The 10,378-nt window shown below is 66.0% G+C and carries 13 protein-coding genes; 4 read left to right on the forward strand and 9 right to left on the reverse strand.

The window, feature by feature from the left end:
* Positions 1–435, forward strand: a 435-nt coding sequence (locus tag AB4Y86_RS03990) for an acyl-CoA thioesterase (RefSeq protein ID WP_441400288.1), incomplete at its 5' end; no start/stop codon positions are given.
* Here the strand turns inward: AB4Y86_RS03990 and dnaB are convergent.
* Entirely contained in the window at positions 432–1,811 is a 1,380-nt protein-coding gene (dnaB, locus tag AB4Y86_RS03995) for a replicative DNA helicase (protein WP_441400290.1), read from the reverse strand. The two genes, AB4Y86_RS03990 and dnaB, sit on opposite strands and share 4 nt — an antisense overlap.
* 630 nt (positions 1,812–2,441) lie before the next feature.
* On the opposite strand from dnaB, the gene AB4Y86_RS04000 reads away from it, so the two are divergent.
* Both AB4Y86_RS04000 and AB4Y86_RS04005 read left to right on the forward strand, forming a co-directional pair.
* Positions 2,442–2,921 (forward strand): hypothetical protein, encoded by a 480-nt coding sequence (locus tag AB4Y86_RS04000; RefSeq protein ID WP_441400291.1) that lies wholly within the window; start codon positions 2,442–2,444, stop codon positions 2,919–2,921.
* 3 nt (positions 2,922–2,924) lie between these two features.
* Positions 2,925–3,500 carry a hypothetical protein gene (locus tag AB4Y86_RS04005; RefSeq protein WP_441400293.1) on the forward strand — a complete coding sequence of 192 codons (576 nt, stop codon included), beginning with the start codon at positions 2,925–2,927 and terminating at the stop codon, positions 3,498–3,500.
* A gap of 65 nt (positions 3,501–3,565) precedes the next feature.
* Here AB4Y86_RS04005 and AB4Y86_RS04010 read toward each other — a convergent pair whose 3' ends face one another.
* Positions 3,566–4,192 carry an FMN reductase gene (locus tag AB4Y86_RS04010; RefSeq protein WP_441400304.1) on the reverse strand — a complete coding sequence of 209 codons (627 nt, stop codon included), beginning with the start codon at positions 4,190–4,192 and terminating at the stop codon, positions 3,566–3,568.
* Positions 4,193–4,344: 152 nt separating this feature from the next.
* Between AB4Y86_RS04010 and AB4Y86_RS04015 the strand changes: the two genes are divergently transcribed.
* Entirely contained in the window at positions 4,345–4,791 is a 447-nt protein-coding gene (locus AB4Y86_RS04015) for a DUF1801 domain-containing protein (RefSeq protein WP_441400295.1), read from the forward strand.
* A 106-nt stretch (positions 4,792–4,897) separates the two neighbouring features.
* On the opposite strand, the gene rplI is transcribed toward AB4Y86_RS04015, so the two are convergent.
* From rplI to AB4Y86_RS04050, 7 genes are all read right to left on the reverse strand, one after another.
* Entirely contained in the window at positions 4,898–5,350 is a 453-nt protein-coding gene (gene rplI, locus AB4Y86_RS04020; protein ID WP_354235334.1) for a 50S ribosomal protein L9, read from the reverse strand.
* 17 nt (positions 5,351–5,367) lie between these two features.
* A complete protein-coding gene (rpsR, locus tag AB4Y86_RS04025; RefSeq protein WP_003800144.1) occupies positions 5,368–5,607 on the reverse strand; it encodes a 30S ribosomal protein S18 in 240 nt (79 codons plus the stop codon).
* Between the two features lie 126 nt (positions 5,608–5,733).
* Positions 5,734–6,306, reverse strand: coding sequence for a single-stranded DNA-binding protein (locus tag AB4Y86_RS04030; protein ID WP_441400297.1), 573 nt, complete (start codon positions 6,304–6,306; stop codon positions 5,734–5,736).
* 53 nt (positions 6,307–6,359) lie between these two features.
* Positions 6,360–6,665 (reverse strand): 30S ribosomal protein S6, encoded by a 306-nt coding sequence (gene rpsF / locus AB4Y86_RS04035; protein WP_441400299.1) that lies wholly within the window; start codon positions 6,663–6,665, stop codon positions 6,360–6,362.
* A gap of 252 nt (positions 6,666–6,917) precedes the next feature.
* A complete protein-coding gene (locus tag AB4Y86_RS04040) occupies positions 6,918–8,249 on the reverse strand; it encodes a M18 family aminopeptidase (protein ID WP_441400301.1) in 1,332 nt (443 codons plus the stop codon).
* Positions 8,250–8,530: 281 nt separating this feature from the next.
* Positions 8,531–9,994 (reverse strand): amino acid permease, encoded by a 1,464-nt coding sequence (locus AB4Y86_RS04045; protein WP_441400302.1) that lies wholly within the window; start codon positions 9,992–9,994, stop codon positions 8,531–8,533.
* Positions 9,995–10,261: 267 nt separating this feature from the next.
* A partial coding sequence (locus AB4Y86_RS04050) for a response regulator transcription factor (RefSeq protein ID WP_441400306.1) occupies positions 10,262–10,378 on the reverse strand: 117 nt, incomplete at its 5' end.

Raw genomic sequence — 10,378 nt, forward strand, 5'->3', positions numbered from 1 at the left:
CCCACGGATGTGAACTGGGGCGGCAAGGTCCACGGCGGCACCGTCATGAAGTGGATCGATGAGGCCGCCTTCGTCTGCGCCTCGCGCTACTGCGGTAAGGACACCGTGGCGGTCTTCTCCGGCGGCGTGCGGTTCTACCGGCCGCTGCTGATCGGCGATCTGGTGGAGGTGGAGGCCCGGCTGGTGTACACCGGAACGAAAGGCATGCACGTTGCCGTACACGTCCGCTCCGGGGACCCCAAGGGCCACGAGCTGAACCTCACCACCTACTGCCTGACCGTCATGGTGGCCCGCGACGGGAGCGGCGCCGCCGTGCCGATCCCGCAGTGGGTCCCGGCCTCGGAGGAGGACCGGCGGCTGCACGCCCACGTCCGGGAATTGCTGGAGATCCGGGGCCGGGCGCCGGGCAACCGGCTGCCCAACCACCTGCTCTAGAAGCCGCCGCCCGCGTCCCCCGCCATGTTGGCGAAGCGGGAGTAGTGGCCCTGGAAGGCCACCACTATGTCCTTGGTCGGGCCGTTGCGGTGCTTGGCGATGAGGATGTCCGCCTCCCCTGCGCGCGGCGATTCCTTGTCGTAAACGTCTTCGCGGTGCAGCAGGATCACCATGTCGGCGTCCTGCTCGATCGAGCCGGACTCGCGGAGGTCAGAGACCATGGGCCGCTTGTCCTGGCGCTGCTCGGAGCCACGGTTCAGCTGCGAGAGTGCAATCACGGGAACCTGGAGTTCCTTGGCCAGCAGCTTCAAGGCCCGGGAGAACTCGGAGACTTCCTGCTGGCGCGATTCGACCTTCTTGCCGGAACTCATCAGCTGCAGGTAGTCGAGGATGACCAGCTTGAGGTCGTGCTGCTGCTTCAGGCGGCGGCACTTGGCGCGGATCTCCATCAGCGACATATTGGGGCTGTCGTCGATGAACAGCGGGGCATCATTCATCCGGCCCATCGTGGTGGCGATCTTGGACCATTGCTCGTCCTTGATGGTGCCCTTGCGAAGGTCCTGCAGGCCGATCGTGGCCTCCGCCGACAGCAGGCGCATGGCGATCTCGTTCCGGCCCATTTCCAGGGAGAACATCACGGTGGCGAGGTTGTTCTTGATGGCCGCGGAGCGGGCGAAGTCCAGCGCGAAGGTGGACTTGCCGACGGCGGGGCGGGCGGCGATAACGATCATCTGGCCTGGGTGCAGGCCGTGGGTCAGCTCGTCGAGCTCGTAGAAGCCGGTGGGGACGCCCACCATTCCTTCGCCGCGATGGCCGGAGGCCTCGATCTCATCCACGGTGGCTTCCATTACGTCCTTGAGGACGACGTAGTCCTCGGCCGTGCGGCGCTCGGCCACGGCATAGACCTCGGCCTGTGCCTGATTGACCAGGTCTTCCACCTCGCCATCTTGCCCGTAACCGAGCTGGACGATCTTGGTCCCGGCGTTGACCAGCCGCCGCAGGACGGCCCGCTCGGCCACGATCTCAGCGTAGTAACCGGCGTTTGCCGCGGTGGGGACGGTCTGGATCAGCTCGTGGAGGTAGGCCGGGCCGCCGATCCGGTTGATTTCGCCACGCTTGGTCAGCTCGTCCGAGACGGTGACGGCGTCGGCGGGCTCGCCGCGGCCGTACAGGTCGATGATGGCCTCATAGACCGTTTCATGCGCCGGGCGGTAGAAGTCCTGGCCGCGAAGGATTTCCACGACGTCCGCGATGGCATCCTTGGAAAGCATCATGCCGCCCAGCACCGACTGCTCAGCGGGAATGTCCTGGGGCGGCTTGCGGCTGCCTTCAGAGCCCCGAGTGCCCTCGACCGAGTCCAGATGCGTAACTGACAAAACTGCCGTCCTTCATAATGCGCCGGTGGAATTAAGTGTGCCGGCGGCGCTGAGCCGTGTGTGGTGGTGCAGCTGCCGCACGGTCCGGCAGCCATCCACCGGTTTCTTCCTATCAGCGGGCCCCGACAATTTGTCCGTGCTGTAGTGCTTCGGCGGTCCGCGGCTGCCCTCCGAAACCGGTACGCCGGCGTCGCGGTGCCGGTGCCGCGGTGACCGGATTTCGGTGCCGCCAAGCTGGACACCCGCAACGTTATCCCCCGATCGGGCAGGCACCAACCCGGGCTGCCGCCGCAGCTGTGGATAACTTGTGGACTAAGGCCGCCTGCTTGTGCACAGCCTGTGGGCCGGCCTGTGGATAGAGAAATTCTTTCGTCGCCAACACAGGCCTGACCTGCAGAAACGCTACTGCCCGGCTGTGGATCAAAAACAATTTTTCGCAAGCTTCATCCACAGCTTGCAGCTCCCGGCTGGGGATACCGTGCCGCCGGCCGGAGCACAGAACATCCCAGATATGCGCATACTGTGATGCTTGTCATGCGGAAGGGCTGAAAATTGACGGCATCCCACGGGGCCGGTATGCCGCCCCCGGAATGTGCTGTGGATAACCGCTATCTGGCATAAGCTTTGGCCATGGGCGATGTCTTGATCATCATGCTGCCCGCCCTCATCCTGGCCGCAGTGCTGTGGGCGGTCTCCGCGGCGCTAAAGCCGCGCAATTTCGGCATCTCCGACGCCGAGCGCTACCAGCTGGAACTGGCCATGCGGTCCCGGGCCCACTACGAAGCTCAGGTCAAGGCCGCCATGGCTGCCCGCGCCCGGGTGGATGCGGCGACGCGGCCCAGCCAGAATGAACAGCAACAGTCGCAACAGGCAGAGCACGCCCGCGCCGGCCTGGGCACCCCCGCCGGCGGCAGTGGCAGTTCCTTTAGCGACGCAGGGCGTCCCGGCTACTTGGGGGCCGTGCTGCCCGGAGGCCAACTGAGTCCTCAATTCACTTTTCAACTCCAGGCCCTGGCCCGCTCCGGCCACAAAGTCCAGGCCATCAAGTTGTTGCGCCAGGCCACGCATGCTGACCTCTTGACCGCCAAGAATTACGTAGATCGGCTGTAGTCCATGGAAGCCCTGCTAGTCCCCCTTCTGATCCTCGTGCTCGTGGGCGTCGTCGTCGTACTCGCCGCCAGGGCGATGGCGCGCCGCCGGCCGCCGCGACCGCAGGACGAGGATCCGCAGCCCATCCGCAATTCAGCAGAGCTGGCGCGCACTGCCGCCGCGAAGCTGGACCAGGAGCAGCACCGCCGCCTGTACGCTCTGATCGCCCAGGGCCAGGCCATGGGCGCGATCAAGCTCTATCTGGAAGCCACCGGAGAAGGGCTCCGCGCCTCCCGGGACGCCGTAGGAGCCCTCGCTGCCCACCCACAGCCGTACCGGCCCCAGCAGGCGCCTGAGGAGCCGGCCGACGACGAGGAGGACGATGCGCCGCAGCGTTTTCCCTACCGGTACCGGGCGATCGCCAGCAAGGGTGACGTCACGCGCGAAGTCAGCAGCAATATGCTCAACGATGAGATATACGGCCGGATCCGCACCCTGGCCCGGAGCGGCGACGCCGAGGGCGCCGCCGCGGCCCTGACCCGGCACTCGGACATCTCGCTCAAGCAGGCCCGCGAATTCATCGCCCTGCTCGAGGACTGACGGGCTGCGGCCGGTAGGCCCGCAGGCCGAACACCTAGCCCGAACAGCACTCCTTTTTGCGCGTCCTAGTTGCCGCCGGAGATCCCGGCGAGCAGCTGTTCAAATGGAAGCGACTCCAGCGGGGCCTGCCGGGACCGCGGTTGCGCGCCTTCGAGCAGACGGCTGAACTCGCCCGCTGCCCGTTCGATCCGCGCGGAGAGGGGCGTTCCGCCGTCGCCGGCCGATCCCCAGTCCTGCGGGCCGGCAAAGACGGCGGTGGCGGCGGTCCGGGTGCGCAGGTAGGTGAAGAGCGGCCGCATCGCGAAGTCCAGCACCATCTGGTGCCGGTCGGTACCCGCCGTGGCGCCCAACAGGACCGCCTTACCCTCCAACGATTTGGGATCCAGCACGTCGATGAACGACTTGAACAGGCCGCTGTACGAGGCGCTGAAGACCGGGCTGACGGCAATGATGCCATCCGAGGCCTCGACCCCCGCGATCGCCTCGGCCAGCCGCGGCGCGGCGTATCCGGTCACGAAGTTGTTCGCAATCTCTACAGCCAGGTCCCGCAGTTCGAGGACGTCGACGGTCACGGCATAGCCCGCGGCGGCGAGCTGACGTTCGGCCGAGGCCGCCAGCTGGTCCGCCAGCAGGCGGCTCGACGACGGGACGCCGAGTCCGGCGGAGAGAACGGTAATGCGACGGGTTTCCACGGTGTGCTCCTGTAGCTGATTCACAGTGTTGCTAACTGTATGCATTTGCATCTACCTGTAGAAGCGGCGGAGCTACGTCTTTATTCCCCTGTTCCCCCCGGCATGCCACTGCCCGGGCTGACAGGGGCGCCCGGCTCTGTGAGACTTCCCGCATGGTCCCGAATGCAACCCGCAACACGAGCGAAAACAAGACCCAGCCCTCCAGCGCCTCAGTGGAGGCGTTCCTGGCCGCCGTCGAGCATCCCGTCCGACGGCGCGACGGCCTCCGGCTGTTGGCCCTGATGGCCGAAGCGACGGGGCAGGAACCGCAGATGTGGGGCCCGACCATCGTTGGCTTCGGGCGCTATCACTACAAGTACGGGACCGGACGCGAGGGCGACGCCCCCGCCGTCGGTTTTTCGCCGCGCAAGGCGAGTCTTTCGCTCTACGGACTGGGCGGGGGCCCGGCGTCGGGCCCGCTGCTGGCGCGGCTCGGCAAGCACCGGATCGGGGCGGGCTGTCTGTACCTCAACAAGCTCGACGACGTCGACGAGGCGGTGCTCGCCGAGCTGATCCGGGCTGGCTACCGGCACGTCACGACGGTCCTGCACCACGGCTAGCCGGCGTTCAAGCTGAGCCGGTGTTAAAAGCAGAAGCCCCCGCGTCCGGTTCCCAGCGGGAATCCGGAGGCGGGGGCCTCTTGCGCAGTTCAGGCAGTCAGAAAGACTACTTGCCTGAAACTACGTCGAGTTCGATCACAGCGGAAACGTCGTCGTGCAGACGGACGTTGGCCTGGTAGGAACCGGTCGACTTGATGTGAGCCGGCAGTTCAACCTTGCGCTTGTCGATGCGGCCGAGACCGGCAGCCTCAACGGCGTCAGCAACGTCGGCCTGCTTGACGGTGCCAAACAGGCGTCCGGTCTCGCCAGCCTTGACGACGAGCTTGACCGGCTTGGCCTGCAGTGCAGCAGCCTGCTTCTGAGCGTCTTCCAGGGAAGCGTGCTCGCGGGCAACGCGGGCAGCCTTGATGGACTCAACCTGCTTCTCGCCGCCCTTGGACCAGGTCAGGGCGAAGTTGCGGGGCAGCAGGTAGTTACGTGCGTAACCGTCCTTGACCTCGACAACGTCGCCAGCAGCACCGAGACCGGTTACTTCGTGGGTCAGAATGAGCTTTGCCATGTTAGTTAATCCCTTCCCTAGCCGCGGCCAGCGCCGGAGTAAGGCAGCAGAGCAACTTCGCGGGCGTTCTTGATTGCCTGGGCGATTTTGCGCTGTTCCTGCACCGTGACGCCAGTGACGCGACGGGCGCGGATCTTTCCGCGGTCGGAGATGAACTTGCGCAGCAATGCTACGTCCTTGTAGTCGATGACAGTGATGTCAGCGGCCTTCAAGGGGTTGGACTTTGGTTTGGGCTTACGGAGTTCAGCCTTAGCCATCGTGGAGCTCCTATTCGATGGAGCCCGTGGATATTGATCCACGGGATGGTGGTGGTCCGTGCCGTTCGCCGCGCGGGCTGCCATGCGGCTGCCTCGCAGATCCCGACGTCGGACCTTAGATGTTGTTTAGAAGGGAGGTTCGGAATCCGGGCCGTTGCCCCAGCCGCCTGCATTGCTGACCCCGGGCGTGGCCCAGGGGTCGTCCTGCGTTGCGGGCTGGTTGCCGCCCCAGCTTCCGCCGGAGTTGCCACCCTGGTTTCCACCAGAGTTGCCACCGAAGCCGCCGCTGTTGCCGCCGCCAAATCCGCCCTGGCCGCCGCTTCCGGCGCCGGAGCGCTGGGTACGGTTGACCTTGGCGTTGGCGTAGCGCAGGCTGGGGCCGATTTCATCGACCTCAAGCTCGATGACGGTGCGCTTCTCGCCTTCCTTCGTTTCGTAGGAACGACTCTTCAGGCGGCCGGAAACGATCACGCGCATGCCCTTGGTGAGGGACTCGGCGACGTTTTCGGCTGCTTCGCGCCATACCGATGCGCGGAGGAACAGGGTTTCCCCGTCCTTCCATTCATTGGACTGGCGGTCGAAGGTGCGGGGCGTAGAAGCGATGGTGAAGTTCGCTACTGCCGAACCTGACGGTGTGAACCTCAGTTCGGGGTCATTGGTGAGATTACCGATGACCGTAATAGTGGTTTCGCCTGCCATCTACTGCCTCCTTGTTCGTTCCTGCGGGGTTAAAGATTGAGGGGTGGAGCTGATTACTCAGCAACAACCTTCTGCTCTTCGGGGCGGGTGATCTTGGTGCGCATGATGGTCTCATTGAGACTCAGCTGGCGGTCAAGTTCCTTGGCGGTAGCCGGCGCGGCGGTGAAGTTCACCACGGCGTAGATACCTTCGGACTTCTTCTGGATTTCGTAAGCCAGTCGACGACGGCCCCAGATGTCAACCTTTTCGATGGTTCCACCATCGGTGGTGATGACGTTCAGGAACTTCTGAAGCGTTGGCTCAACGGTACGCTCTTCGACCTCGGGGTCGATGATTACCATCAATTCGTAAGGACGCATATGTGAACCCACCTCCTTTGGGCTAAGCGGTTACGGCATTTCCGTAACAGGAGGTTCATTTGCGRTGCTTGCGCGGCACATCGCCCCCGGAACGGAGGCAGGGCGCAGCACAGACTTCAATAGCTTAGTGCATCCGGGCCGGTTTCAGCGATTTCTCTGACTTCAGCCTAGCCGCGGCGCCGCCGGCGGCGAAAGCACTCCTTTGGGGCTGTGGATAACGTCGCAGGCGCCTGTCAGAGCGGGCCTGGCCCGCTAGGAGGCGGTCCGGAAGAACAGCTCGGTGACCGCCGCCAGCCGGCGCGGATCCTCGACGCCGCAGAGTTCGCGCGCGGAGTGCATTGAAAGCAGCGGGACGCCGACGTCGACCGTTCTGATCCCGAGCCGGGTGGCCGTCAACGGGCCGATCGTGGAACCGCACGGCATCACGTTGTTGGAGACGAATTCCTGGTACGGGATCCCGGCATCGGTGCACAGCCGCGCCCACAGCGCCGCGCCGGCGGCGTCCGTGGCGTAGCGCTGGTTGGCGTTGATCTTCAGCAGCGGGCCGCCGTTCAGGGCCGGGCGGTTGGCCGGATCGTGGCGCTCGGGGTAGTTGGGGTGGACGGCGTGGCCGGCGTCGGCAGAAACGCAGAACGACGCCGCGAACGCCTGCCGCCGCTGGCTTGCCGTGGCCCCGAGCCCGTCCGAAATGCGGACCAGGACGTCCTCCAGGATCGGGCCGCAGGCACCGGAGCGCGAGGCGGAGCCGATTTCCTCGTGGTCGAAAGCGGCCAGCACGGCAATCGGGCCGCCAGCCGGGACGGTCCCGGCGGCGTGCGCGATGAGGGCGGCGAGTCCGGCGTGAGCGGCGGAGAGGTTGTCCAGCCGGCCGGAGGCGAAGAACTCATCCTTGGCACCGAACACGGCGGGAGCCTGGGTGTCCGCGATGACGACGTCGTAGCCGCCGATCTGTGCGGGGTCCACGGTTGCGCCGGCCACCCGCTCTGCGAGCAGGCCCAGGAGGTCTGCGCCGGCGGGGTCACCGAGGCCGAAGACCGGGTTCATGTGCTGTTGCTTGTCCAGGACCAGTCCGTCGTTCACCGCGCGGTCAAGGTGGATGGCCAGTTGCGGGAAGCGCAGCAGCGGCCCGGTGGCGGTCAGGTGCTGGGTGCCGTCCAGCATCACCAGCCGGCCGGCGAGCTGCAGTTCCCGGTCCAGCCAGGAGTTGAGCAGCGGACCGCCATATACCTCGACGCCGGCCTGCAGCCAGCCGAATTTACCGGTGGTGGGCTTGGGCTTGAGCTTGAACGACGGCGAATCGGTGTGCGCGCCGAGGATGTTGAAGCCCGTGGTGGGTCCGGCCCCCTCCGGGGTGGCCCAGGCGATGAGGGCGCCGTCGCGGATCACGTAGAACTTACCCGTGGAGGGGACGGCGGGGGTGGGGGCGACGGGGGTGGTCCAGGGCTGCAGCTCGTCGAGGCTGGTAAACCCTGCTTCGTCCAGCCGACGGGCCGCCTCGTGGACTGCGTGGAAGCTCGACGGCGACGCGCTGACGTACGCGCCGAGGTCCTGGATGTGGTCTGCGGCTGTGGCGGAGGAAGGCATGGCTCCGAGTCTAGTGCGGCGGTTACACCGCCACGGCGAGCCCGCTCCTGGCCCCGCCAGACTTCCAACGCCGGACATGCCCTCCTCCCGGACCCAGGACTGGACATGCTCCCCACGGCCCCCGGACATGCCCAGCCCTGGGTCCGGCGGATGGACATAGTGGCACTATGTCCATCGCTGGTCGCCGGCGTGGGGCATGTCCGGGGGCTGAGTGGGGCATGTCCGGTGGCGCGGAGTGGGTGCGGTGCGGGTCGCGTGCTGCGCGTGCTGCGGGAGGGGCCTTACGACGCCGGGCCGACGCCTGCGGAAACGCCCTCACTTGCTGTGTCCTCGCCGGCGGCGTCGACGTCGGACGGACGTCGTCCGGCCGGCACGCGCGTGCCGGCGCCCGGAGCGGCGCCATTCCTGCGGTAGCGCCAGAGCCCGATGCCGACCACAATCGCGGCGAGGGCCAGGGAGAGCAGCAGCGACTCTCGCGTGGTATCCAGGACCACCATGCCCACCAGCAACGCGACGATGCTGATGATCGCCACCCAGGTCAGGTACGGGAAGAGCCACATTTTCAGCTGCAGCTCCCGGGCTCCGGCGCCCATCCGGCGGCGGAGAATCAGCTGGGATACGGAAATGACCAGCCAGACGAACAAGGCAATCGCGCCCGAGGTGTTGACCAGGAACAGGAAGACGGTGTCGGGGGCGATGTAGTTCAGACCCACGGTGACAAAGCCGACCACCGTGGAGGCCAGGACCGCGGCGGCGGGCACGCCGCGCTTGGAGATCCGCATCCAGGAGCGGGGCGCGTCGCCGCGGCGGGAGAGCGAGAAGAGCATGCGGCTGGCCGTGTAGAGCCCCGAGTTGAGGCAGGACAGCACGGAGGTCAGCACGACGACGTCCATGATGGTGCCGGCGCCGGGGATCCCGAAGAGTTCGATCACGGCGACGTACGGGCTCTTCGCCACGGAGGCGGAGTTCCAGGGCAGCAGGGTCACCACGATGGCGATGGAGCCGATGTAGAACACCAGAATGCGCCAGACCGTGGACTTCACGGCCTTCTTGACGGCATCGACCGGGTTCTCGGATTCGCCGGCGGCGATGGTCGCAATTTCGGCGCCGAAGAAGGAGAACACGACCACCAGGATGCCGGCCAGCACCGCGCCCGGACCGTTGGGCATGAAACCGCCCTTGCCGGTGAGGTTATCCAGGCCCGGGGCCGGGACGCCGGGAATCAGGCCGAGGATGGCGGCGACGCCGAACAACAGGAACAGCACGATCGCGGCCACCTTGATGGAGGCAAACCAGAATTCGAACTCGCCGTACGATTTCACGGAACCGAGGTTGGTGAGGGTGAGCAGCACCATCAGGGCCAGCGCCCAGACCCACTGGTCGATGCCTGGCACCCACCGGTGCATGATGGCAGCGCCCGCCGTGGCCTCGATGCCGAGGACAATGATCCAGAACCAGGCATAGAGCCAGCCGATGCTGAAGCCGGCCCAGCGGCCCAGCGCCTTGTCGGCGTAGGTGGAGAACGAACCGGTTTCCGGGTTGGCGGCCGCCATTTCGCCGAGCATTCGCATGACGAGGATGACCACGAGGCCGGCCGCCAGGTAGGCGACGAGGATGCCAGGGCCGGCCTGCTGGATGGCGGCACCGGAGCCGACAAAGAGCCCTGCGCCAATGACGCCGGCAATAGCGATCATGGACAGATGGCGGGGTTTCAGGGATTTGGAAAGTTGCTGGTCAGCCTGCATTAAGCGCCGTCCTTAGTGGGTGGTGTCGGCCCGGGCCCCGTGCCAGGCACGACCCCGGAGGGATGTGCAGGCACGGATGTGTTGCGGACCACAGTGTCGTTTCACCCTAGACCGCAAGTTAAGGACGCCGTCCTGTGCAATCCCACAGATTACGCCTCCAAATTTCGGGCGCAACTCCAACGCGAGGGCTCCCAGGGCACAGTCTGTTGCCTCACGGACAATTCTGAAATGCGTCGGAAACCACTAACGGGAAACCGCCCCGCCGGGTCAGTAGTCCGGGTTGCTGGGTACCACCAGGCCCGTTTCGTAGGCGTACACCACGGCCTGGACCCGGTCCCGGAGCTGSAGCTTGTTCAGGATGCGCCGCACGTGGGTTTTCACGGT

This window comes from Arthrobacter sp. 2YAF22_2 (assembly GCF_052114645.1).
Classification (GTDB): Bacteria; Actinomycetota; Actinomycetes; order Actinomycetales; family Micrococcaceae; genus Arthrobacter.

Bases quoted from the DNA above. Each gene is read 5' to 3' on its own strand.
- AB4Y86_RS04045 (WP_441400302.1), bottom strand. From the start codon at position 9,994: ATGCAGGCTGACCAGCAACTTTCCAAATCCCTGAAACCCCGCCATCTG.
- rpsF (WP_441400299.1), bottom strand. From the start codon at position 6,665: ATGCGTCCTTACGAATTGATGGTAATCATCGACCCCGAGGTCGAAGAG.
- AB4Y86_RS04040 (WP_441400301.1), bottom strand. From the start codon at position 8,249: ATGCCTTCCTCCGCCACAGCCGCAGACCACATCCAGGACCTCGGCGCG.
- rplI (WP_354235334.1), bottom strand. From the start codon at position 5,350: ATGGCAAAGCTCATTCTGACCCACGAAGTAACCGGTCTCGGTGCTGCT.
- AB4Y86_RS04015 (WP_441400295.1), top strand. From the start codon at position 4,345: ATGGTCCCGAATGCAACCCGCAACACGAGCGAAAACAAGACCCAGCCC.
- AB4Y86_RS04000 (WP_441400291.1), top strand. From the start codon at position 2,442: ATGGGCGATGTCTTGATCATCATGCTGCCCGCCCTCATCCTGGCCGCA.
- AB4Y86_RS04005 (WP_441400293.1), top strand. From the start codon at position 2,925: ATGGAAGCCCTGCTAGTCCCCCTTCTGATCCTCGTGCTCGTGGGCGTC.
- rpsR (WP_003800144.1), bottom strand. From the start codon at position 5,607: ATGGCTAAGGCTGAACTCCGTAAGCCCAAACCAAAGTCCAACCCCTTG.
- AB4Y86_RS04030 (WP_441400297.1), bottom strand. From the start codon at position 6,306: ATGGCAGGCGAAACCACTATTACGGTCATCGGTAATCTCACCAATGAC.